Origin of the sequence: Pseudomonas sp. 8BK (assembly GCF_902506475.1) — a bacterium.
Lineage (GTDB): Bacteria > Pseudomonadota > Gammaproteobacteria > Pseudomonadales > Pseudomonadaceae > Aquipseudomonas > Aquipseudomonas anguilliseptica.
Map to the genome: position 1 here is coordinate 2,148,987 of NZ_LR733252.1, position 21,898 is coordinate 2,170,884.

General features: G+C 61.2%; 17 protein-coding genes and 1 pseudogene. 11 read left to right on the forward strand and 7 right to left on the reverse strand.

Translation table 11 applies throughout. From position 1 onward, the window contains the following. Positions 1 to 79 precede the first annotated feature (79 nt). Both ACIN8IBEIGE_RS09835 and ACIN8IBEIGE_RS09840 read left to right on the forward strand, forming a co-directional pair. Positions 80 to 1,459 carry an MATE family efflux transporter gene (locus ACIN8IBEIGE_RS09835; RefSeq protein WP_160014473.1) on the forward strand — a complete coding sequence of 460 codons (1,380 nt, stop codon included), beginning with the start codon at positions 80 to 82 and terminating at the stop codon, positions 1,457 to 1,459. Beyond that, positions 1,459 to 2,541: a DUF3080 family protein gene (locus ACIN8IBEIGE_RS09840; protein WP_160014474.1), complete on the forward strand. Its 1,083-nt coding sequence runs from the start codon at positions 1,459 to 1,461 to the stop codon at positions 2,539 to 2,541. The genes ACIN8IBEIGE_RS09835 and ACIN8IBEIGE_RS09840 overlap by 1 nt, the downstream gene beginning before the upstream one ends. On the opposite strand, the gene ACIN8IBEIGE_RS09845 is transcribed toward ACIN8IBEIGE_RS09840, so the two are convergent. Both ACIN8IBEIGE_RS09845 and tusA read right to left on the reverse strand, forming a co-directional pair. Then, complete coding sequence (locus tag ACIN8IBEIGE_RS09845; protein ID WP_160014475.1) at positions 2,499 to 2,954, reverse strand: gamma-glutamylcyclotransferase family protein; 456 nt, start codon at positions 2,952 to 2,954, stop codon at positions 2,499 to 2,501. The two genes, ACIN8IBEIGE_RS09840 and ACIN8IBEIGE_RS09845, sit on opposite strands and share 43 nt — an antisense overlap. Beyond that, on the reverse strand, positions 2,951 to 3,205 hold the full coding sequence (gene tusA / locus ACIN8IBEIGE_RS09850) for a sulfurtransferase TusA (RefSeq protein WP_090386063.1): 255 nt from the start codon (positions 3,203 to 3,205) through the stop codon (positions 2,951 to 2,953). Before tusA ends, ACIN8IBEIGE_RS09845 begins: the two co-directional genes overlap by 4 nt. A gap of 187 nt (positions 3,206 to 3,392) precedes the next feature. Between tusA and ACIN8IBEIGE_RS09855 the strand changes: the two genes are divergently transcribed. After that, positions 3,393 to 4,934, forward strand: a complete 1,542-nt coding sequence (locus ACIN8IBEIGE_RS09855; RefSeq protein ID WP_160014476.1) for a S9 family peptidase — start codon at positions 3,393 to 3,395, stop codon at positions 4,932 to 4,934. A 4-nt stretch (positions 4,935 to 4,938) separates the two neighbouring features. Here the strand turns inward: ACIN8IBEIGE_RS09855 and rlmM are convergent, their stop codons facing one another. Then, positions 4,939 to 5,994: a 23S rRNA (cytidine(2498)-2'-O)-methyltransferase RlmM gene (rlmM, locus tag ACIN8IBEIGE_RS09860; RefSeq protein WP_160014477.1), complete on the reverse strand. Its 1,056-nt coding sequence runs from the start codon at positions 5,992 to 5,994 to the stop codon at positions 4,939 to 4,941. A 259-nt stretch (positions 5,995 to 6,253) separates the two neighbouring features. Between rlmM and ACIN8IBEIGE_RS09865 the strand changes: the two genes are divergently transcribed. Then, positions 6,254 to 7,819 carry a PAS domain-containing methyl-accepting chemotaxis protein gene (locus ACIN8IBEIGE_RS09865; protein WP_160014478.1) on the forward strand — a complete coding sequence of 522 codons (1,566 nt, stop codon included), beginning with the start codon at positions 6,254 to 6,256 and terminating at the stop codon, positions 7,817 to 7,819. 118 nt (positions 7,820 to 7,937) lie between these two features. Here the strand turns inward: ACIN8IBEIGE_RS09865 and ACIN8IBEIGE_RS09870 are convergent, their stop codons facing one another. Further along, positions 7,938 to 10,217: a fatty acid cis/trans isomerase gene (locus ACIN8IBEIGE_RS09870; RefSeq protein WP_160014479.1), complete on the reverse strand. Its 2,280-nt coding sequence runs from the start codon at positions 10,215 to 10,217 to the stop codon at positions 7,938 to 7,940. Positions 10,218 to 10,385: 168 nt separating this feature from the next. Between ACIN8IBEIGE_RS09870 and metH the strand changes: the two genes are divergently transcribed. Together metH and ACIN8IBEIGE_RS09880 are read left to right on the forward strand one after the other, a co-directional pair. Further along, complete coding sequence (metH, locus tag ACIN8IBEIGE_RS09875) at positions 10,386 to 14,102, forward strand: methionine synthase (RefSeq protein ID WP_178124346.1); 3,717 nt, start codon at positions 10,386 to 10,388, stop codon at positions 14,100 to 14,102. 591 nt (positions 14,103 to 14,693) lie between these two features. Then, positions 14,694 to 15,625: pseudogene (locus ACIN8IBEIGE_RS09880) on the forward strand (diguanylate cyclase domain-containing protein); the annotation flags it as partial. A gap of 10 nt (positions 15,626 to 15,635) precedes the next feature. Here ACIN8IBEIGE_RS09880 and ACIN8IBEIGE_RS09885 read toward each other — a convergent pair. Continuing rightward, positions 15,636 to 15,938, reverse strand: coding sequence for a DUF1883 domain-containing protein (locus ACIN8IBEIGE_RS09885; RefSeq protein ID WP_160014480.1), 303 nt, complete (start codon positions 15,936 to 15,938; stop codon positions 15,636 to 15,638). Positions 15,939 to 16,095: 157 nt separating this feature from the next. On the opposite strand from ACIN8IBEIGE_RS09885, the gene ACIN8IBEIGE_RS09890 reads away from it, so the two are divergent. After that, positions 16,096 to 17,127, forward strand: coding sequence for an RNA methyltransferase (locus ACIN8IBEIGE_RS09890; RefSeq protein WP_160014481.1), 1,032 nt, complete (start codon positions 16,096 to 16,098; stop codon positions 17,125 to 17,127). A gap of 102 nt (positions 17,128 to 17,229) precedes the next feature. Here the strand turns inward: ACIN8IBEIGE_RS09890 and nfuA are convergent, their stop codons facing one another. Together nfuA and ACIN8IBEIGE_RS09900 are read right to left on the reverse strand one after the other, a co-directional pair. Beyond that, positions 17,230 to 17,814, reverse strand: a complete 585-nt coding sequence (gene nfuA / locus ACIN8IBEIGE_RS09895) for a Fe-S biogenesis protein NfuA (protein ID WP_090386038.1) — start codon at positions 17,812 to 17,814, stop codon at positions 17,230 to 17,232. A gap of 109 nt (positions 17,815 to 17,923) precedes the next feature. Continuing rightward, positions 17,924 to 18,604: an alpha/beta family hydrolase gene (locus ACIN8IBEIGE_RS09900; protein ID WP_160014482.1), complete on the reverse strand. Its 681-nt coding sequence runs from the start codon at positions 18,602 to 18,604 to the stop codon at positions 17,924 to 17,926. A 106-nt stretch (positions 18,605 to 18,710) separates the two neighbouring features. Between ACIN8IBEIGE_RS09900 and ccoN the strand changes: the two genes are divergently transcribed. Genes ccoN through ccoP form a run of 4 tightly spaced genes read left to right on the forward strand, consistent with a single transcriptional unit; the run spans position 18,711 to position 21,895 of the window. Continuing rightward, the gene (gene ccoN, locus ACIN8IBEIGE_RS09905) at positions 18,711 to 20,162 is read left to right on the forward strand and encodes a cytochrome-c oxidase, cbb3-type subunit I (RefSeq protein ID WP_090386033.1); all 1,452 of its coding nucleotides are present in this window, start codon (positions 18,711 to 18,713) and stop codon (positions 20,160 to 20,162) included. Then, entirely contained in the window at positions 20,162 to 20,770 is a 609-nt protein-coding gene (gene ccoO, locus ACIN8IBEIGE_RS09910) for a cytochrome-c oxidase, cbb3-type subunit II (protein ID WP_090386030.1), read from the forward strand. Before ccoN ends, ccoO begins: the two co-directional genes overlap by 1 nt. Before the next feature lie 4 nt (positions 20,771 to 20,774). Beyond that, positions 20,775 to 20,960, forward strand: coding sequence for a cbb3-type cytochrome c oxidase subunit 3 (locus ACIN8IBEIGE_RS09915; RefSeq protein ID WP_090386026.1), 186 nt, complete (start codon positions 20,775 to 20,777; stop codon positions 20,958 to 20,960). Then, the gene (ccoP, locus tag ACIN8IBEIGE_RS09920) at positions 20,957 to 21,895 is read left to right on the forward strand and encodes a cytochrome-c oxidase, cbb3-type subunit III (protein ID WP_160014483.1); all 939 of its coding nucleotides are present in this window, start codon (positions 20,957 to 20,959) and stop codon (positions 21,893 to 21,895) included. The genes ACIN8IBEIGE_RS09915 and ccoP overlap by 4 nt, the downstream gene beginning before the upstream one ends. Positions 21,896 to 21,898 lie beyond the last annotated feature (3 nt).

Sequence of the window (21,898 nt, forward strand, 5' to 3'; positions counted from 1 at the left end):
ATCGCGCAACAAGGTTTCCTGACCAAGCCGTCAAGGCGTAGACTGCGCGGTTTCCTGATATACAGCCGGATACACCTCAATGCTTGCCCAAACCCGCTTGCAACGCGTCAGCACCGAGTTCTACAGCCTGCTGAAGCTGGCAACGCCGATCATCATTGCCCAACTGGCCAACACTGCCATGGGCTTCGTCGATACCGTGATGGCCGGCCGGGTCAGCCCGCAGGATCTGGCCGCGGTGGCGCTGGGCAACTCGATCTGGGTGCCGGTGTTTCTGCTGATGACCGGCATTCTGCTGGCCACCACGCCCAAGGTCGCACAGCGCTTCGGCGCAGGCGCGCATACCGAGATCGGCCCGCTGGTGCGCCAGGCACTGTGGCTGGCGCTGGCGGTGGGCATGACAGCGGCGGTGATGCTGTGGAACGCGGAAATCATCCTCAGCCTGATGGACGTCGACCCGGCGCTGATCGAGCCTGCCATGGGTTACCTGCGCGCCGTGGCCTGCGGTTTCCCCGCCGTAGCGATGTACCACGTACTGCGCTGCTTCAGTGACGGTCTGGGGCATACCCGGCCGAGCATGGTCATCGGCCTGTGCGGCCTGGCGCTGAACATTCCGCTCAATTACATCTTTATCTACGGCAAGCTCGGTCTACCGGCCATGGGCGGCGTCGGCTGCGGCTGGGCCACCGGAATGGTGATGGGCTTTATGTTCCTAAGCATGCTCTGGTGGGTGAAATGGGCGCCGTTCTATCAGCCGAGCAAGATTTTCAGCCACTTCGAATGGCCGCAGTGGCCGGTGCTCAAGCGCCTGCTCTCGGTCGGCCTGCCGATTGGTATTGCAGTATTTGCCGAGTCGAGCATTTTTGCAGTGATTGCCCTACTGATCGGCGGCCTGGGCGCCACCGTGGTAGCTGGGCACCAGATCGCTCTGAACTTCAGCTCCATGGTCTTCATGATCCCGTATTCGCTTGGCATGGCCGCCACCGTGCGCGTTGGCCAAGCCCTGGGCCGTGGCGAGCCGCGTGATGCGCGCTTTGCTGCGGGGGTGAGCATGGCGGCGGCGCTGGGCTACGCCTGCCTGTCGGCCAGTCTGATGCTGCTCTTACGCGAACAGATTGCGCAGATCTACACCCCGGACCGCGCGGTAATTGCGGTGGCCACCACGCTGTTGGTGTATTCGGCGCTGTTCCAGTTCTCCGATGCCATTCAGGTGACGGCTGCCGGCGCGCTGCGTGGTTATCAGGACACCCGCGTGACCATGATCCTGACCCTGTTCGCCTATTGGGGTATCGGCCTGCCTGTGGGTTATGTGCTCGGCCTGACCGATTGGTTCGGCGAACCCAGCGGCCCCAGCGGGCTCTGGCAGGGTCTGGTGGTCGGACTGACCTGCGCCGGCGGCATGCTCGCCGTGCGCTTGGCCAGCAGCGCGCGCAAACGTATTCGAGCCGCTAAGATGGCCTGATGAATGCCCGCCTGCTGCTTCTGCTCGCTGCACTTTGCCTGTGCGCCTGCACGCCCGCCGATGATGGCCTGGCGCTGCAGGCCGATTACCTGCAGCGTTTAAGTAATGCTCTGGATGTCGAACCGGCAACTGCTTTCGACTTCAACGAACTGACCCGCTACCGCCTGCCAGCACGCCGCAAACGCTTGATAGAAATTGCCGAACTGCGCATCAGCCTGCTCGACCTGCTGGTCGATGTGCGTCGTTGCCCTGCCCTGCAACAGCAAATCAGCCAGCGCAACAACAGCCTCGGCAAACAACTCACACCCAGCAGCCGTCTGGCTTATGAAGGCGACCTGCTGCGCGCCCTGAATGCCTGCAGCGCACACCTGCGCAGTCAGGATCCGCAACCCCTGCGCAACACCCTTGAACAGCTGGCACAGGAAAAACGTGCGCAACTGCCCGGCGTATTCTGGAACGCCCTAAATGCCAGCCCGGAGGTCGAACGCTACCTGCGCTTTGCCGAACAGTCCCTGCCGCCCAATGCCAGCGAAGATAATGCCGCGCTGGATGCCCTGGCGCAGCTGGCCGCCATCGGCAGCGCGCTGCCTGATGCGCTGCCACCGAGTGCAGAGCAGCTTGATCCATTGTTTTTCGCCCTGCATGCCAGCGACCAGGGCGGTCAGTTGATCAGCAGCCTGGCCAGCCTGACCCACAACCTCAACCAGGGCAGCGACATGCTGCAAAGCCGCCAACAGGACCGACCGCTCTGCCCCACGGGCAAGGCCACGGAACGTGCGCGCATTGTGCAGAACATCTTCATCAAGTATTACGCCGGTGGCCTGCAGCCCTATCTGGCGCAGGTAGATCAGCGTGGCCAGGCCTGGAGCAGCAGCCTGCGCAGCCTCAGTGGCGTGGCGCAGATACCGCCAGCGACGCGGGAGTATCTGCACAACCTGAGCGGCCCAGAGGCTTCGTTATGGGCGGACTTTCAGCAGGCCACCGCGCGCCATGTACGCAGCTGGCAGGATGTGCTGAACAGCTGCGGCCTGGCGCCCGGTCAGTCGGGATGGACCGACCAGGCCGCCAACGTCGACCAGTAGGCTTCGGACAACAACTCACGCCCAGCCAGCAGGTGGGCCAGGTAATCGGCGCTGGGCAACAGACCCTCTTCGCGAAACACCGGGTTGGCGATATACACCCAGGCCGGCTGCACGCCATGGGCCGCGACAATCGGCAGGCACTCGCGGCTGTAATAGATCGGCGTGCCTTCGAAGTGATCCAGCTTGGCGATCTCACCAGCGTCGGCCAGGCGATACAGCACACCTTCCACCCGCCCCTCGCGCTGATGCCGAATATTGGCATAAGCCCGCCCCGGCGCTCGATCCGCCGCCCGCTTGTTAAAGCACAGGCTGTAACCCGGCAGATGCCCTGGTAGCGCCTCCAGCACCGTCATGCCACGCGCCTGCATACGTGCAAGGTTCATATTCGAGCCGTAGGCGAAGTACCAATTCATTCGTCAGATTTCTTGCGAATCAGGTACAGGTACGTCGCGCCGTCTTCAGCCTGCTCCACCAGCTCATGGCCAAGAAATACGCAGAATTTGGGAATGTCGCGACGGGTCGAGGGATCGGTGGCTATCACCTTGAGCAGGCCGCCGGCCTGCAGGTCGCGCACCTTGTTGTGCAGCATCATCACCGGTTCGGGGCAATTGAGCCCAGTGGCGTCGAGGGTGGCATCGGGAATGGCGGTGGTTTGCAAAGACATCGGCTGGCTCCAGTAGCAGGCCGCTATTCTCGCGCAAAGCTGACCCAAAGGTCATCTAGCGCTTGATGGAAAACGCCTGCGTAACGAGATTGGCCCGACAGCAGGTCAACACAACCTTGGATGGGCAGGCAGCCACGCCCTGATCAGGCAGGCTGCGCAGCGTCCATCACTCCAATAAGAGCCATCTATGCGCCTTGCCTTGCTACTCGCCGCCCTGCTGCTCAGCGGTTGTGCCGCCCGTGACCAACTGCCGGACTTCAGCGCCACCGCGCAGCAGGATCTGCCAGCCACCTATTTCGATGCAGTGATCTACGGCCGCGACGGCACACGGCTATCAGCCACGGTCTTTCAGCCAGCCTTGAAGGCCGGCGAACAGGCTCCGGTGATCGTGCACACCCACGGTTGGGGCGGCTGGCGCGTCACCCGGCCGAACGGTTTCTACGGCACGCAGATGATGTCCGGGCGCGCCGCCGTGAAAGCCTGGCAGGCCGGTTACTGGGTAATCAGCTACGACCAGCGCGGCTGGGGCGGCAGCGAAGGCGATATCGAGATGATGGACCCCAAGTACGAGGTGCAGGACGCCCTGGCCGTGATCGACTGGGCCGCTGCCAATCTGCCGCGCCTGAGCATGGACGCGCCGAATGACCCCAAGGTCGGCATGCTCGGTGAAAGCTACGGCGGCGCGGTGCAACTGCTAGCCTCCGCGACAGACCCGCGCATCGACGCCATTGTGCCCATCGCCACCTGGTATGACCTGAGCGAAGCCCTGGCCCCTGACAGCCATATGAAAGTTGGCTGGACCGGTGTGCTGCTCAGCCTGGGCCTGTCCACCGGCTATGACCTGGGCAAGTTCGTCCAGGCGCCTTACCTGCAAAGCGCTGACGGCCGTATGCGCGAACCGGTGCGCGCCGAGCTCAAGGCCCACAGCCTGACCAGCTACTGCGCACGCGGCCAGCGTCCACAGGCCGATGCCCTGCTGATTCAGGGCATGCGCGACACCCTGTTCCCGCTCAACCAGGGCCTGGCAATTCGCGATTGCCTGCAACAAGGCGCGCGTGATGTGCGCCTGCTCGGCATGCAGGGTGGGCATATTCTGCCGCCACCGATGCAGCGCTGGAGCGGCCTGCCGCCGTTCAATAACGAAGCGGTGCTGAACTGCGACGGTCGGGCGATCAACCTGTATCAGAGCATCATCAGCTGGTACGAAGACAAGCTGCGCGGACGCAAGGGCGTGGCGGCGAGCATTCCCGATTTCTGCGTCAGCCTCGATCTGGACCAGGGTGTGGCCCTGCAACAACTGCCGGCCAGTCAACGTATCGAACTGCCGGTCACGCTGATTCGGCCGTTAAGCAGCGGCCTGCTGCAACCGTCGCGCTTTATCCCGTTGCAACAGGTGCAGACGAGCAGCGCCCTGGTTGGCGTGCCACGCGTGCATCTGGAAAATGCCGAAGGAATGCCGACACTGTTTGCCGCCATGGTGGTCAAGCGTGCCGATGGCAGCAGTGCAGTGCTCAGTGAACAGGTCACCCCACTCAACGGGCAAGCCAGCACAGAGCTGGCTGCCATCAGCGCACAGCTGCAACCGGGCGACACCTTGGGCCTGCGTATCAGCGGCTTTAGTGGTCAATACCTGTTCAATGGCTCCTGGCAGTTCGCTAGCAGCACACTGCACGGCAGCATCGAGTGGCCGCAATTGCTGCCGCTGCAACCGCAACTGGCCAGGCACTGAGGGGCTATTTACCTAAGCGGCGCAGATGACAGGTGACTTCTTCGCGGTCGTGATAAAGCTGCTTGCAGGCGATCGACACCTTGATCTTGCGCGCGGCAAACGCGTCCTGCAGGCGCAGCAACAGGCGACGCACTTCGGCGTAACGCTGCTTCATCGGCAGCTTGAGGTTGACCACCGCTTCCCGGCAATGGCCGTCGCCAATCCAGGTTTCCACCATCGCCGCAGTTCGCGCCGGTTTCTCGACGATATCGCAGACCATCCAGTCCACCGGCTGCTTGGGCGTCCAGGTGAAACCGTCAACCATCAGGTGATTGACCAGGCCAGTGTCCATCAGGCTTTCCGCCATCGGCCCGTTGTCGATGGCGGTGACCAGCATGCCGCGCTTGACCAGCTGATAGGTCCAGCCGCCCGGCGCGGCGCCAAGATCGACCCCAGTCATTTCATCGGACAGGCGTTCATCCCACTGCTCGCGGGGGATAAAGGTGTGCCAGGCTTCTTCCAGCTTGAGGGTCGAACGGCTCGGCGCTTCGCGGGGGAATTTCAGCCGAGGAATGCCCATGGGCCACAGCGCCGAGTTATTCGCCTCGGCCATGCCGACAAACACCTCGCGACCACTTTTGAACGTCAGCAATAAGCGCGGCTTGCGTGCATCGTCAACCAACTTGCCAGCCTTGCTCAGGGCGTTGCGCAGCGGCGCTTCGAACTTCTTGCAGAAATTCGACAGTTCCTTGCCGTCGTTGCTGTCCAGCACTTCCAGCCACAGGCTGCCAAACACCGGCGAGTCGGCCAGGTGAGCCAGCAGCACACTGATGCGATCCGTTTCCGGCAGGTCAATAAATACGCCGCGCGCCCACTGCCGCGGAAAGATCAGCTGATTGAAGCGCACCCCATGCATCAGGCGCTCGGCACCGTCATCCTCGGTGCAGATAAACTCCGCGCAGGCGGTACTCGGCTTGGCCTTGGCATACCCGGCAACGTCCAGACGCGCAGCGTGCTCGGCGACTTCCGCGCACACCTCATTTTCAAAACCCGGACGGCAGTGCAACAACAACGTATTCATCAGCGACTCTCCTCAAGGCGCGCATCATAGCCGAGTCACCCGCCTATGCTTGCTTTGCATCGGCCTTTTCCTGATCTGCAGGTTAGACTGGCGCCATCGCGCAAGGCTCTGGCCCTGCCAATCGATCATCGGCCGCCCTAGCAAAACAGCGGGGTAAACGACCACAACCTGCCTCTTGCCAGTTACACCTGGATTCACGGCTAAACTTCCGCCAGCAACGGCCGAAGTACCGGTAACGTTTAAAGGAATAAAGAACGCCATGCGCAACAACCAACCTATTACTCAGCGCGAGCGCACCTTCCCCGCGCAGCAACGACTGATCTCCACCACCGACCTCAAAGGCCAGATCACCTACTGCAATGACGCCTTTGTCGAGATCAGTGGCTTTGGCCGCGATGAGCTGATTCGTGCGCCACATAACCTGGTGCGCCATCCGGACGTGCCGGCAGCGGTGTTCCAGCATATGTGGGACACCCTGAAGAAGGGCCGGCCGTGGATGGGTATCGTCAAGAATCGCTGCAAGAGCGGTGACCATTACTGGGTTAACGCCTACGTCACGCCGGTCACAGAAAACAACCAGGTCGTTGGCTACGAATCAGTACGGGTAAAGCCGACTGCCGAGCAGGTACGTCGCGCCGAGGCGCTGTATCAACGTATCAACAGTGGTAAATCGGCAATCCCCAACAGTGATCGCTGGCTGCCAATCGTGCAGGACTGGTTGCCGTTTATCCTGGTCAGCCAGGTCGGCTTTCTGATCGGCGTATGGCTCGACTCCAGCTGGGGCTTTGCCATCGCCGCCGGTTTGTCGGTGCCACTGGGACTGGCCGGGTTGAACTGGCAACAACGCGGCCTCAAGCGTCTGTTGCGCCTGGCCGACCAGACCACCTCCGACCCGCTGATCGCGCAGATGTACACCGACAGCCGTGGCGCCCAGGCTCGTCTGGAAATGTCCATCCTCAGCCAGGAAGCGCGTCTGAAAACCTGTCTGACCCGTCTGCAGGACACTGCCGAGCAGCTCACCCTGCAAGCCAAACAGGCCGACGCCCTGGCGCACAACAGCTCCGCCGGACTTGAACGCCAGCGCAGCGAAACCGACCAGGTCGCTACCGCGATCAACGAAATGGCCGCCACCACCCTGGAAGTGGCAAGCAACGTCGCCCGCACTGCCATCGCCACCCAGGACGCCAACCGCCTGACCAGCGCCGGCCGTGGCATTGCAGCAGAAACCCGTCAGGCCATTCAGCGCCTGTCGCAATCGGTTGGTGATACCGGCGAAACCGTGACCCGCCTGGCCCAGGACAGCACTGAAATCGGCGGCGTGGTCGATGTAATCAAGGGCATCGCCGACCAGACCAACCTGCTCGCCCTCAACGCCGCCATCGAGGCTGCGCGTGCCGGTGAAATGGGCCGTGGCTTTGCCGTGGTGGCTGATGAAGTGCGCTCACTGGCGCAGCGCACTGCCGAATCCACCGGGCAGATTCACCAGCTGATCGCCAAACTGCAGCGCACCGCCGAAGAGGCGGTGCTGACCATGGAAGTTGGCCGCAAACAGGCCGACGAAGGGGTTGAGCGCGTGCAGCAAGCCGATGAAGCGCTGGCCGGCATCAGCGACGCGGTGGCCAATATCACCGATATGGCCAACCAGATTGCGGCAGCCGCTGAAGAGCAGAGCGCGGTGGCCGATGAGGTCAACCGCAGCATCACCACCATTGCCCAACTGGCCGACCAGACCGCAGGCGAAGCGCACGACACCGCCCTGCTCAGCGAAGCCCTGACGGCCACTGCCAATGGTCAGTACGCACTGGTGGAACGCTTCAATCGCTAAAACCGTAGGTTGGTGCTGAGCGCAGCGAAGCCCAACGCAGGAACGCCAAGCTATGTTGGGCTTCGGCGCTGCGCGCCTTAACCCAACCTACGCCCTGCAGTGCGCGCCGGCCTGCTTGCTACAAGTTCTCGTAACGGTTCATATCCAGCACACCAGCTTCCAGCGGTTCGGTCTGCTGAATATAGGCCGACATGTCGTGGAAGTAGCGCCAGAACTCTGGATGAGTGCGGCGAATACCCCAGCGCTCGACGACTTTTTCGAAGGCCGCGGCGTCACGCGCCTGCTCCAGCGCCGTGACAAACTCCGCCGCCTGCTCCACTCGCACATTGAAGATAAAGTTCGGATAGCTGCTAAGCACCCCCGGATACACCGTCAGGGTATCCAGCGCCGGCTGGTAGCGCAGTTCCTCACCGAGCATAAATGCCACGTTACTGTGCGCTCGGTTGCGCAGCAGGCTGTATACCTCACGTTGGCCATCGGCCATTTCCAGCCGTAGCAAGGTTGCCTCCGGCAGTTGCTCGATCACCTTGAGCGTGCCCGCAGGTTTTGCCGTCAACCGACTCAGGGACTGCTCGGCGCGCTGCAACTCGACGTCCAGCCCCGGGCGATGGCAATGTGCGTCAGTACAGAGGTTAATCGGATCGGGTCGCGCATTCAGGCTGCCGTAGCGCTCCAGTAGAGCGTCGACAAAGCTGCGCTTGGGATCGCTACCAGGCAGGCACAGGGCGCTCGGGCTTTCGCTGTCGATGGGCTGGTAATCCAGCCAAATCTTCAGCTTGCCGCTGCTCTGGTACCAGTCACTGAGATAGCCCTGGCGCGATTCGGCTGGCATCAGCCGCAAGAAGTTGACCTCGGCGCCGTTGCGGATCAAGTCGAAGTACAACCGTGTTTGCGCCTGATGCGACACGTTGCCGAACACGTCGAAATTCACCACCAACTGGTAATAGGTGCGCTCCAGCAGCGGGAAGTCCAGCCACCAGATGGTTTGTGGCACCTCGCCAATCAGGCCTTTGCGCACCGACGCACTGTCGTGCTGGCGAAAGATCGACAGCAATGCGTTGTCGTTACCGGCCCAGATATGCGACCAGCTTGGCGCAGGCGCATCGGCATAGCGCTGCATACGCAGGGCTTCGTACTCATTGCGCTTATCGCGGTAGGTGCGCCACAGGCCGAGCAGATCACTGATGCTGTCCAGTTGCCCAGGCATGGCCAGCAGTTCCTTGGCCTGATCGCGATACTCGGGGTCGGTGATATACAGGTCGTGCTGCGGGTCCTGAAATACTGCCCAGAAGTTATCGCGAATCACATCCGTGGCAATCTGCCCCCGGCATACCGGGCCGCGAATAAAGGTACGCACGAAGTATTCGGCGTTATCCAGCATGAACTGATAGCGTGCCTGCGCCGGAATCGCGGCAAAGGTCTCAAATGGATTGGCCCGGCGCTGGAGGCCGTAACCGGGCACGGCGTCGGCCTGCCAGTCACTGGCAAAGAACAACTCCTTGACCCGCGCCAGCTTGACCGCACTCAGCCCGTAGGTGATGTGGGTCTTGTGCACGATCACCCCCTGCACCGGCGTCAGGCGGTAGTAGAACTCGTTACCCGGGTCTTCATTGGGCAAGCGCGTGGCGATGATGTCCACCGGCTTACCGCTGGGTGTACGCGAACGCACCATCTGGAAAAAATGCCCTGGCTCGCCGCCGGCAAAATACAGATGGGCAAGAAACAGATGCTCGTAGAGCCAGCGTGAAACCAGCGACTCGCGAGCGCCGGGAGCGTTCAGAAAGGCTTCCCAGGTGGCGATCTGCTGCGCCTCGGCTGCGCTGGCCTGCAGCGCTTGCTGATCGACCGGCGCCCCCTGCTCGATCCAGGCCTGCAGCGTCTGGTAGTCGACCTCACTCAATCCGGTCACCGCAAACGGCATGCCGACTTGCGGGTTCTTGCGGGCAAACTCGTCGAACTCCGGCGGCAACGGACACTGGTTGACCCGGTCGATGTTGATATTCAGCTCCGCCGGCAGTTTGCTGTTGGCGGCCAATGGTTGCTGATGGCCTAGCTCCAACATGCGCGCCATCAGCGCGGCCTGACTGCCCTGCGCATCCAGCACGGAGGTAAAGCCCTTGCGCTGCCAGGCTTCTGCGCCATGGGCATCAACAAACAGGCGCGTGGTGGCCTGGGCCTCGGTGCGCGTGCCGTTGTACACCGTGGCCTTGCTGGCGCCGCGCTGCACACCTTCGCCACTGCCCAGATTGAGCTGGCAGGCAGCGTCGTAGCAGGCATGGCAGGCCACGCAGTTCTTGGTAAAAATCGGTTGTATATCGCGACTGTAGGAGATGGGTTCGGCCGCTTGTAATGAGCCGATGAACAACAAACACACGCCAAGCAGTAAACGGCAGACCATGGAAACATCTCTAAAATGGCTTAAGCGCCGATTCTAGCTGGCGCCGGCTGGCCAAGGCCAACCCGCAAACATGAGTAAGATTCATGTAAAAGCGCAGTACACTGCAAAAGCGTGCAGCTTTGTTATCATCGTGCATCTTTTTTTCACGCGTCCCAGGTAGTTTTCTCCATGTCTCTGTCCGATCGCAGCGCCCGCTCTAACGCACTTCAGCAAGCCCTGAAGGAACGCATCCTGATCCTCGACGGCGGCATGGGCACCATGATCCAGAGCTACAAGTTGGAGGAAGAGGACTACCGCGGTGCACGTTTCGCCGATTGGCCGCAGGATGTAAAAGGCAACAACGACCTGCTGATCCTCAGCCGCCCGGATGTAATCGGCGCTATCGAGAAGGCTTATCTGGATGCCGGCGCCGACATCCTGGAAACCAACACCTTCAACGCCACCCAGGTGTCCCAGGCCGACTACGGCATGGAAAGCCTGGTGTATGAGCTGAACGTCGAAGGCGCGCGCCTGGCCCGCAGCGTGGCCGATGCCAAGACCCTGGAAACTCCGGATCGCCCGCGTTTCGTTGCCGGCGTACTGGGCCCAACCAGCCGTACCTGCTCGATCTCCCCGGACGTGAATAATCCCGGCTACCGCAACGTCACCTTCGACGAGCTGGTGGAAAACTACGTGGAAGCCACCCGCGGCCTGATCGAAGGCGGCGCGGACATGATTCTCATCGAAACCATCTTCGACACCCTCAACGCCAAGGCGGCGATCTTCGCCGTGCAGGAAGTCTTCGAGCAGCAGGGCTTCGAGCTACCAATCATGATTTCCGGCACCATCACCGACGCCTCCGGCCGTACCCTGTCCGGGCAGACCACCGAAGCCTTCTGGAACTCGGTGCGCCACGCCAAGCCGATTTCCGTGGGCCTGAACTGCGCCCTCGGTGCCAGCGACCTGCGCCCGTACCTGGAAGAGCTGGCCAACAAAGCCGATACCTTTGTCTCCGCGCACCCCAACGCCGGCCTGCCGAATGCCTTTGGTGAGTACGACGAAACCCCGGCGGAAATGGCCGTAGTAGTTGAAGAGTTTGCCGCCTCGGGCTTTTTGAACATCGTCGGCGGCTGCTGCGGCACGACCCCGGCGCATATCCAGGCGATTGCCGAAGCGGTGAGCAAATACCCGCCGCGCGCCATCCCGGATATTCCCAAAGCCTGTCGCCTGTCGGGCCTGGAGCCCTTCACCATCGACCGCAACTCGTTGTTTATCAACGTCGGCGAGCGCACCAATATCACCGGTTCGGCCAAGTTCGCCCGGCTGATCCGCGAGGACAACTACACCGAAGCCCTGGAAGTCGCCCTGCAGCAGGTCGAAGCCGGCGCCCAGGTGATCGACATCAACATGGACGAGGGCATGCTCGATTCACAGAAGGCCATGGTCACCTTCTTGAATCTGATTGCCGGCGAGCCGGACATCTCCCGCGTACCGATCATGATCGACTCCTCCAAGTGGGAAGTGATCGAGGCCGGCCTGAAATGCATCCAGGGCAAGGGCATCGTCAACTCGATTTCGATGAAGGAAGGCGTCGAGCAGTTCAAGCACCACGCCCGTCTGTGCAAACGCTACGGCGCCGCCGTGGTGGTCATGGCCTTCGATGAAGTGGGTCAGGCCGACACCGCCGAGCGCAAGCGCGAGATCTGTCAGCGCAGCTACGACATTCTGGTCAACGAAGTGGGCTTCCCGCCGGAAGACATCATCTTCGACCCGAACATCTTCGCCGTGGCCACCGGCATCGAAGAGCACAACAACTACGCGGTCGACTTTATCGAGGCCTGCGCCTATATCCGTGACCACCTGCCCTATGCCCTGTCGAGCGGTGGCGTGTCCAACGTATCGTTCTCCTTCCGTGGCAACAACCCGGTGCGTGAGGCGATTCACTCGGTGTTCTTGTACTACGCGATCAAGAACGGCCTGACCATGGGCATCGTCAACGCCGGCCAACTGGAAATCTACGACGAGATTCCCAAAGAGCTGCGTGACGCGGTGGAAGATGTAGTGCTCAACCGCAACGCCGGCGCCACCGAAGCGCTGCTGGCGATTGCCGACAACTACAAGGGCGACGGCAGCGTCAAGGAAGCGGAAACCGAAGAGTGGCGCACCTGGAGCGTGGTCGAGCGGCTCAAGCATGCGCTGGTCAAGGGCGTGACCACACACATCGTCGAAGACACCGAAGAGTGCCGCCAGCAATGCGCGCGCCCTATCGAAGTGATTGAAGGCCCGCTGATGGCCGGCATGAACGTGGTCGGTGACCTGTTCGGCGCCGGCAAGATGTTCCTGCCGCAGGTGGTGAAATCCGCCCGAGTGATGAAGCAGGCCGTGGCCCACCTGATCCCCTTTATCGAAGCCGAGAAAGGCGACAAGCCCGAAGCCAAGGGCAAGATCCTGATGGCCACGGTGAAAGGCGATGTGCACGACATCGGCAAGAATATTGTCGGGGTGGTCTTAGGCTGTAACGGTTACGACATCGTCGACCTGGGCGTGATGGTGCCGGCGGAGAAGATCCTGCAGACGGCCATCGCCGAGAAGTGCGACATCATCGGCCTGTCCGGCCTGATCACCCCGTCGCTGGACGAGATGGTGCATGTCGCCCGCGAGATGCAGCGCCAGGGCTTCAACCTGCCGTTGATGATCGGCGGCGCCACCACCTCCAAGGCTCACACAGCGGTGAAGATCGAGCCCAAGTACCAGAACGACGCGGTGATCTACGTCACCGACGCCTCGCGCGCGGTCGGCGTGGCCACTCAGCTGCTGTCCAAAGAGCTGAAAGCTGATTTCGTTGAACGCACCCGCCTGGACTACATCGAAGTGCGCGAGCGCACCGCCAACCGTAGTGCCCGCACCGAACGTCTGAGCTACACCAAATCGGTGGAAAACAAACCCAAGTTCGACTGGGCAACGTATCAGCCGACTGTGCCGAGCTTTACCGGCGTTAAGGTGCTGGAGAATATCGACCTGAATGTTCTGGCCGAATATATCGACTGGACGCCGTTCTTTATCTCCTGGGACCTGGCCGGCAAGTTCCCGCGCATCCTCACCGATGAAGTGGTTGGCGAAGCAGCGACCGCGCTGTACGCCGATGCTCAGGCCATGCTGAAAAAGCTGATTGACGAAAAACTCATCAGAGCGCGCGCTGTATTCGGTTTCTGGCCCGCCAACCAGGTGGATGACGACGACCTGGACGTCTACGCCGATAACGGTGAGAAGCTGGCCACCCTGCATCACCTGCGCCAACAGACCATCAAACCGGACGGCAAGCCGAACTACTCGCTGGCCGACTTCGTCGCACCGAAAGACAGCGGCATTACCGACTATGTCGGCGGTTTTATCACCACCGCCGGCATCGGCGCCGAGGAAGTAGCCAAGGCCTATCAGGACGCCGGCGACGACTACAACTCGATCATGGTCAAGGCCCTGGCCGACCGCCTCGCCGAGGCCTGCGCCGAGTGGCTGCACAAAGAGGTGCGTACCACCTATTGGGGTTATGAGCCGGACGAGCAGCTCTCCAACGAGGAGCTGATCAAGGAAGCCTACAAGGGCATCCGCCCTGCTCCCGGCTACCCGGCCTGCCCGGACCACACCGAGAAGAAGACCCTGTTCGCCCTGCTCGACCCGGCGGCCGAGTTCAACAAAGCCGGCGACAGCGGCGTGTTCCTCACCGAGCACTACGCGATGTTCCCGGCGGCGGCGGTGTCCGGCTGGTACTTCGCCCACCCACAGGCGCAATACTTCGCTGTCGGCAAGATCGACAAGGACCAGGTGGAAAGCTACACCGCCCGGAAAAAGCAGGACTTGAACGTCAGCGAGCGCTGGCTGGCGCCTAGCCTGGGCTATGACAGCTGACCACTGGCTCACCTATCAGGCCCGCACAATGCGGGCCTGATGCTAAAACCGGGCGACCGCGGACACAGAAGTACTTACGCACTGAGCCTGTCCAACCTTGACGGAGCCGGGGTAAACCTTCGCCGCCAGGCGATGCCAGCGTTGCATCCAATTGGGACAGATGTTCCAATCCTTTACCTCAGCCAATGACAACGCTAGGCTGTTCGAGCAGCCCAGGTTTCTCAGACCTCGGAGGCCCATCAGAGGACATCACGGCCCAGCACTCACCATAGACATCCTATGATTCCACTGCTTGCCTTTTCTACTTTCTCTGCCCTCCTGCTACTGACCTTTGTGCTGTGGCGTCAGCGCCTGTTGCTGGCCCAGCGCAATGCGCTGCTGGTGCAGCTTGAAGTCGGCGCGTTGCAGACCACGCCCGCCGGTCGAATACGCTGGCATACCCCTAGAGCAGCCGAGCTGCTGGGGCGTTCAGGGCAATCGTTACAGGGGCAAGAGCTGCACGAGTTGCTCGATGCCAGCCAAACCTACCCACTGCAGCTTGATTCACTCCCTGGGCCCGGCTCGTTGCTACTCCTTCGTCCGATACTGGACGAGGCCGAGCGCTTCCAACGCAGCCAGTACTTCGCCCGCATCGGCACCTGGGACTGGGACATCGACACCAACCAGCTCTACTGGTCGGAAGCTATCTACGCCATGTTCGGGTATTCGGTTGGCGCAGTTACGCCGAGTTATGAACTGTTCTACGCCAGCGTGCACCCGGACGATCGCGCGCAGGTTCGGGCCGGTGAACTGCGCTGCATAGGGACTGGCGAGAATCACGACGAAGAGTACCGAGTACTCTGGCCCAACGGCACAGTGCGCTGGCTGCGGGAAACCGGCAATGTGGTGAAAAATGGACAAGGCGTGGCCATAAAGATGATGGGCGTGGTCCGCGACATCACTGAGGAAAAAAACTGGGCCCGGCAGATGCACCAACTCGCTCACCATGACCCCCTGACCGGCCTGCCCAATCGCCTGCTATTCGAGGATCACTTGCGCACCGCACTGGAGCGGGCACGACGCAACTCCACGCGTGTAGTCTTGGTGTTTATCGATCTCAACGGCTTCAAGGCGATCAACGATACCCACGGCCATATTGCCGGCGACCACGTGCTGGTGGCCACGTGCTGGTGGCCACTGCCCAGCGACTCAAGACCGCACTCAGAGAGTCGGACAGCGTGGCGCGAATCGGCGGTGACGAATTCGTGGTGATACTCGAGAACCTGCCCTTGAGCCGCCCTCTTAGCGAAGAAGCCCGAAATATCGGCGAGAAGATCCTCGCCGCGCTAACGGTGCCGCTCAGTGTCGCTGGCCGCCAACAGCAGATTGGCGCCAGCCTGGGCATTGCAGCTTACCCAGACCACGGTGCGTCCCTGGACAAGTTGATCCATATTGCAGATCTGGCGATGTATGAAGCCAAGCGCAGTGGCGAAAACCAGTACCGCATGGGCGCAAACAGCCCGAAGCACGTTCACAGTAAATAACCAGAACCTATCAGCTAAAGCTGGAACTGGAGCGGCGAATAATCTTTATCGAGTGCTTAAGCGTCGGTTTGCGCGTGACGCTAATGGGGCGACGGGTCACAGTGTCGATGGTGATATTCCAGAAGCCGCTGCTGGGTACGGTGATCTTGGCCGGGAAGGTGTCGAACGCGCCGCCGTGGTAAGTGTGCCGGCCGCCATTCTTGAAGCTGCGGAAGTTGGCGTCGCTCATCAGGCGAATGTTGCAGGTTTGCGAACACTCAATGACAACAACGTCGTCTTCGTTGAGGTGTTCGCGCTGGTGTATAAATTTCATCTACCGCTCCGCACAGCTGGGTCAGGCCAATCAGGTCGCTAGTATGAGTGCCTGAGGCAGCTTGAGCAAAGACTAAGCGGTTTTGCCGCCTCACTCCGACGCCTGCCCGCCGTCACACATACCACCGCAAGCGGGCCGGTGGTAGCATGCGCGCCCCATGCATATTCACGACTTTCAACAACACCTTACCGAGCTCGGTGCCAAGCCCATGCACATCGGACGGATTACCCGTGCATGGCTGCGCGGCATGCCGCTGGATACCGGTACGCGCAACCAGAAAACCGAAAACTTCCTGCCGCTGGCGGTACGCAATGCCCTGCCCGAGATAAGCAGCGCACTCGATGGACTGGCGCGTCTGAACTCTGAACACCCTGCGACGGACGGTTCGGCGCGCTTGCTGGTGGAGCTGGCCGACAAACAGATGGTGGAAAGCGTGCTACTGCCGCGCGATGGCCTGTGTGTCTCCAGCCAGGTCGGTTGCGCAGTGGGTTGCGTGTTCTGCATGACCGGCAAGAGCGGCCTGCTGCGCCAGCTGAGCACCGCCGAGATCGTCGCCCAGGTGGCGCTCGCCCGACGCTTTCGCCCCGTGAAGAAAGTGGTGTTTATGGGCATGGGCGAACCGGCGCATAACCTCGATAACGTACTCGAAGCGATCAACCTGCTCGGCACCGAAGGTGGTATCGGCCAACGCAACCTGGTGTTCTCCACCGTTGGTGACCCGCGGGTGTTCGAGCGCTTACCGCAACAGCAGATCAAACCTGCCCTGGCGCTGTCGCTGCATACCACCGATGCCGAGTTGCGCCAGACGCTGCTGCCGCGCGCGCCGCGTATTGATCCTGAAGAACTGGTCGAGCTAGGCGAAACCTACGCGCGGCAGATCGATTACCCGATTCAGTACCAGTGGACGCTGCTCAAGGGCATCAACGACAGCCAGGAAGAAATGGACGGCATCCTGCGTTTGCTCAAGGGCAAGTACGCGATCATGAACCTGATCCCCTACAACAGCCTGGAGGCCGACGAATTCCAGCGCCCTGATGGCGACCGTATCGTGCAGATCGTGCGCTACCTGCACAGCCGCGGCGTACTGACCAAGGTGCGCAATTCGGCGGGTCAGGACATCGATGGCGGTTGCGGACAACTGCGCGCGCGGGCGACCGAGGTGCTCGATCGACGCAAAAGCCGTGCATAAGTGATGACTGCACTGCTGCGTCGCGACTAAAGCCGCTCCCACGCCAAGAAAGCAGCATAAAAAATGCCCGCAGATCGCGGGCATTTTTGTTTGGCCATCTACTTAGTAGTAGGCGTTTTCCTTGATGCTGTGGTCGGTCACGTCACGCACGCCTTTGAGCTCGGGAATGCGCTCAAGCAGGGTTTTCTCGATGCCTTCCTTGAGCGTCAGATCAACCTGACCGCAGCCCTGACAGCCGCCGCCGAACTTCAGCACGGCAATCCCGTCGTCGACCACGTCGATCAGGCTGACTTCACCGCCATGGCTGGCCAGACCGGGGTTGATTTCGGTCTGCAGGTAGTAGCTGATGCGCTCGTTGATCGGGCTGTCTTCGTTGACCATCGGCACCTTGGCGTTTGGCGCCTTGATAGTCAGCTGGCCGCCCATGCGGTCGGTGGCGTAGTCGACCACGGCGTCCTCGAGAAACGGCTCGCTGACGGCGTCGATCCAGGCGGTGAAGCTGGCCAGGCCCAGCGCAGTATCTTCAGCCTTCTGCTCACCCGGCTTGCAGTAGGCAATGCAGGTTTCAGCGTACTGGGTGCCCGGCTGGGTGATAAACACGCGAATGCCGATGCCCGGGGTGTTCTGCTTGCTCAGCAGGTCAGCCAGATAATCGTGGGCAGCGTCGGTAATGGTAATGGTGCTCATGGCAACTCCTCGCAAACATGGGCGCAGTGTACGCCACTCACCAGCGCCGGCAAAGTCCTAGTGTTTTAGTAGGAATAGAACTTATTCACCCAACGCCAGCCATCACCGGCTATGCACAGAGAAACTGTGCAATCGCATCGGCTGCCGCCTGCAGGTGCTGCTGATGACTGAAGCCCGAGCTTTTCAGCGGCTTTAGGTCATGGTCGCCGGCAGTCAGCCAGTGCAGCGTGATCGCCTCAGAAAGCGCGTAGCGCGCCACCGCCTGACGATCGCCCAGGGCATCGCGTTCGCCCTGAATGATCAGCGTCAGTGTGCGTAGCTCGGCCAAGTGCGCGACACGCGGCTTTTCCGGCTTACCGACGGCGTAGAAGGGATAACCCAGGCACACCAGCGCATCGGCGCCCAACTCGTCGGCCAGCAGGCTGGCCATGCGTCCGCCCATGGACTTGCCGCCGATGGCCAACGGCCCTGCGACCTGTTGGCGCACCTGCGCATAGACCTCACGCCATTGCTCAAGCAGTCTGGCCTGGGGATTGGGGGGGCGTTTCTTGCCATCCAGACGCCGTGCGGTCATATAGGCGAACTCGAAGCGCAGTACGGCAATCCCACGCGCAGCAAGGCTTTGCGCCATGTCTTGCATGAACTCGCTGTCCATCGGCGCACCAGCACCGTGGGCCAGAATCAAGGTGGCATGCGTCTCGCCAAGCGGGCGATCCCACAGCCACGTGCCATCACCCTGCCCCTGCCCGCATTGATCCCCGTCAATACCCGCAACCTGCCCTTTGCTCATGCTTGCCTCGCTTAAAGAATCCGTTGGACTGCGACGCAGATCGTACAGGCGCGCAGCCATGGGTTTTCGATGATTGACCTTTAACCGTGGATGGAAGCCCCCTGAAATGAACATAACCGGGAACACAGCAACCAGTTCCGCCTACAACTACAAGGTGGTTCGCCAATTCGCCATCATGACGGTGGTATGGGGCATTGTCGGGATGGGACTCGGCGTATTTATCGCCGCGCAACTGGCCTGGCCCGAACTCAACTTCAACCTGCCGTGGACCAGCTTCGGCCGTCTGCGCCCGCTGCATACCAACGCGGTGATCTTCGCGTTCGGTGGTTGCGCGCTATTCGCCACCAGCTATTACGCGGTGCAACGCACCTCGCAGACCACACTGTTCGCCCCCAAACTGGCGGCCTTCACCTTCTGGGGCTGGCAACTGGTGATTCTCCTGGCGGCCATCAGCCTGCCACTGGGCTGGACCAGCTCCAAGGAATACGCCGAGCTGGAGTGGCCGATCGACATTCTGATCACCATTGTCTGGGTCAGCTACGCCATCGTGTTCTTCGGCACAGTGATGAAGCGTAACGTCAGCCATATCTATGTGGGCAACTGGTTCTTCGGTGGTTTTATCCTCACCGTGGCGCTGCTGCACCTGGTCAACAACCTGGAAGTGCCAGTCACCCTGACCAAATCCTACTCGGCCTACGCCGGGGCGACAGACGCGATGATCCAGTGGTGGTACGGCCACAACGCCGTGGGCTTCTTCCTCACCGCGGGCTTCCTGGGGATGATGTATTACTTCGTGCCCAAGCAGGCTGGGCGCCCGGTGTATTCCTACCGCTTGTCCATCGTGCACTTCTGGGCGCTGATCGCCGTGTATATCTGGGCCGGCCCGCACCACCTGCACTACACCGCGCTGCCAGATTGGGCGCAGAGCCTGGGCATGGTGATGTCGCTGATCCTCCTGGCTCCGAGCTGGGGCGGCATGATCAACGGCATGATGACCCTCTCGGGGGCCTGGCATAAGTTGCGTACCGACCCGATCCTGCGCTTCTTGGTCGTCTCCCTGGCGTTCTACGGCATGTCGACCTTTGAAGGCCCGATGATGGCGATCAAGACCGTCAATGCCCTGTCCCACTACACCGACTGGACCATCGGCCACGTGCACGCCGGCGCACTCGGCTGGGTGGCCATGGTGTCCATCGGCTCGCTGTATCACATGCTGCCGAAAGTCTTCGGCCGCGACGAGATGCACAGCACCAGCCTGATCAACGTGCACTTCTGGTTCGCCACCATCGGCACCGTGCTCTATATCGCCTCGATGTGGGTCAACGGTATCGCCCAGGGCCTGATGTGGCGTGCAGTCAACGAAGACGGCACCCTCACCTACTCCTTCGTCGAAGCGCTGGAAGCCAGCCACCCGGGCTTTGTGGTGCGGGTAATCGGCGGTGCGATCTTCTTCGCCGGCATGCTGGTGATGGCCTGGAACGTCTGGCAGACCGTGCGTCATACCAAGGCCGCTGAGATGGACGCCGCCGCGCAGTTTTCGCTTGAGGGAGCCCACTGATGAGACACGAAATACTCGAGAAGAATATCGGCCTGATGGCGCTGATGATGGTGCTGGCCGTGAGTATCGGCGGCCTGACGCAGATCGTCCCGCTGTTCTTCCAGGACGTTACCAATGAGCCGGTGGCCGGTCTCAAGCCCTACACCGCGCTGCAACTGGAAGGCCGCGACATCTATATCCGCGAAGGCTGCGTCGGCTGCCACTCGCAGATGATTCGCCCGTTCCGCGCCGAAACCGAGCGCTATGGCCATTACTCGGTAGCCGGTGAAAGCGTTTATGACCACCCCTTCCTCTGGGGCTCCAAACGCACCGGGCCGGACTTGGCCCGTGTGGGCGGCCGCTACTCGGATGAATGGCACCGCGCACACCTGTACAACCCGCGCAACGTGGTGCCGGAATCGAAAATGCCCGCTTACCCATGGCTAGTGGAAAGCACCCTGGATGGCCAAGACACCCCGGCCAAGATGAAGGCCCTGAGCCTGCTAGGCGTGCCCTACAGCGATGAGGACATTGCCGGCGCCACCGCAGCTGTAAAAGGCAAAAGCGAGATGGACGCCATGGTTGCCTACCTGCAAGTGCTCGGCATTGCCGTAAAGAACAAGAGGTAGAGCCATGTCATTCGACTTTATTGATATAGGCACCCTGCGCGGCATCGGCACGGCACTGGTTCTGCTGTCGTTTGTCTGCGTCACCCTGTGGGCTTACAGCGGCAAGCGCCGCCCGGCGTTCGACGAGGCCGCCTTACTGCCCTTTGCCGATGAACCCAAGCTGGCTGCACCAAGGAGCAAGACCCCATGAGCACGTTCTGGAGCTGGTATATCACCCTGCTGACCGTCGGCACCCTGCTTGCGCTGTTCTGGCTGATATTCGCCACCCGCAAGAGTGAGGTTCACAAGAATCCCACCGAGCAGACCATGGGCCATGCCTTCGACGGCATCGAGGAGTATGACAACCCGCTGCCCAAGTGGTGGTTCATGTTGTTTCTCGGCACATTGATCTTCTCGATTGGCTACCTGGTGCTGTACCCCGGCCTGGGCAATTGGAAAGGCGTACTGCCGGGCTATGAAGACGGCTGGACTCAAGTCAAGCAATGGCAGCGCGAAGTCGATAAGGCTGACGAGCTATATGGGCCAATCTTCGCCAAATACGCGGCCATGCCCTTGGAAGAAGTCGCTAAAGACGAGCAAGCACTGAAAATGGGCGGCCGCATGTTTGCCACCTATTGCTCGGTCTGCCACGGTTCCGACGCCAAGGGTGCGGTGGGTTTCCCCAACCTGACCGACAGCCACTGGCGCTGGGGCGGCGAGCCTAATGTAATCAAGACCAGCATCCTCAATGGTCGCATTGGTGCCATGCCGGCCTGGGTCGCCGTGATTGGCGAAGAAGGCGTGCAGCAGGTTGCCGCTTATGTACGCAAGGATCTGGCCGGTTTGCCACTGCCAGCCGACAAGAGCTTCGACCTGCAACAAGGCGCCACCATCTATGCCGCCAACTGCCTGGCCTGCCACGGTGCAGAAGGCAAAGGCATGGCCATGCTCGGCGCGCCCGACCTGACCAGCCCGGCTGGCTGGATCTACGGCAGCAGCCTGGTGCAGTTGCAGCAGACCATTCGCCACGGCCGCAACGGCCAGATGCCGGCGCAAGAACAGTATCTGGGCAACGACAAGGTGCATCTGCTGGCCGCGTATGTACTGAGCCTGAGCCAGAAACAACAGAACGCCGCCGCACAGTAATCA

Bases quoted from the DNA above. Each gene is read 5' to 3' on its own strand.
- tusA (WP_090386063.1), bottom strand. From the start codon at position 3,205: ATGTCTTTGCAAACCACCGCCATTCCCGATGCCACCCTCGACGCCACT.
- ACIN8IBEIGE_RS09855 (WP_160014476.1), top strand. From the start codon at position 3,393: ATGCGCCTTGCCTTGCTACTCGCCGCCCTGCTGCTCAGCGGTTGTGCC.
- metH (WP_178124346.1), top strand. From the start codon at position 10,386: ATGTCTCTGTCCGATCGCAGCGCCCGCTCTAACGCACTTCAGCAAGCC.
- ACIN8IBEIGE_RS09845 (WP_160014475.1), bottom strand. From the start codon at position 2,954: ATGAATTGGTACTTCGCCTACGGCTCGAATATGAACCTTGCACGTATG.
- rlmM (WP_160014477.1), bottom strand. From the start codon at position 5,994: ATGAATACGTTGTTGTTGCACTGCCGTCCGGGTTTTGAAAATGAGGTG.
- ACIN8IBEIGE_RS09890 (WP_160014481.1), top strand. From the start codon at position 16,096: ATGCATATTCACGACTTTCAACAACACCTTACCGAGCTCGGTGCCAAG.
- ACIN8IBEIGE_RS09900 (WP_160014482.1), bottom strand. From the start codon at position 18,604: ATGAGCAAAGGGCAGGTTGCGGGTATTGACGGGGATCAATGCGGGCAG.
- nfuA (WP_090386038.1), bottom strand. From the start codon at position 17,814: ATGAGCACCATTACCATTACCGACGCTGCCCACGATTATCTGGCTGAC.
- ACIN8IBEIGE_RS09865 (WP_160014478.1), top strand. From the start codon at position 6,254: ATGCGCAACAACCAACCTATTACTCAGCGCGAGCGCACCTTCCCCGCG.
- ACIN8IBEIGE_RS09915 (WP_090386026.1), top strand. From the start codon at position 20,775: ATGTCATTCGACTTTATTGATATAGGCACCCTGCGCGGCATCGGCACG.
- ccoO (WP_090386030.1), top strand. From the start codon at position 20,162: ATGAGACACGAAATACTCGAGAAGAATATCGGCCTGATGGCGCTGATG.
- ACIN8IBEIGE_RS09835 (WP_160014473.1), top strand. From the start codon at position 80: ATGCTTGCCCAAACCCGCTTGCAACGCGTCAGCACCGAGTTCTACAGC.
- ACIN8IBEIGE_RS09885 (WP_160014480.1), bottom strand. From the start codon at position 15,938: ATGAAATTTATACACCAGCGCGAACACCTCAACGAAGACGACGTTGTT.
- ACIN8IBEIGE_RS09870 (WP_160014479.1), bottom strand. From the start codon at position 10,217: ATGGTCTGCCGTTTACTGCTTGGCGTGTGTTTGTTGTTCATCGGCTCA.
- ccoP (WP_160014483.1), top strand. From the start codon at position 20,957: ATGAGCACGTTCTGGAGCTGGTATATCACCCTGCTGACCGTCGGCACC.
- ACIN8IBEIGE_RS09840 (WP_160014474.1), top strand. From the start codon at position 1,459: ATGAATGCCCGCCTGCTGCTTCTGCTCGCTGCACTTTGCCTGTGCGCC.
- ccoN (WP_090386033.1), top strand. From the start codon at position 18,711: ATGAACATAACCGGGAACACAGCAACCAGTTCCGCCTACAACTACAAG.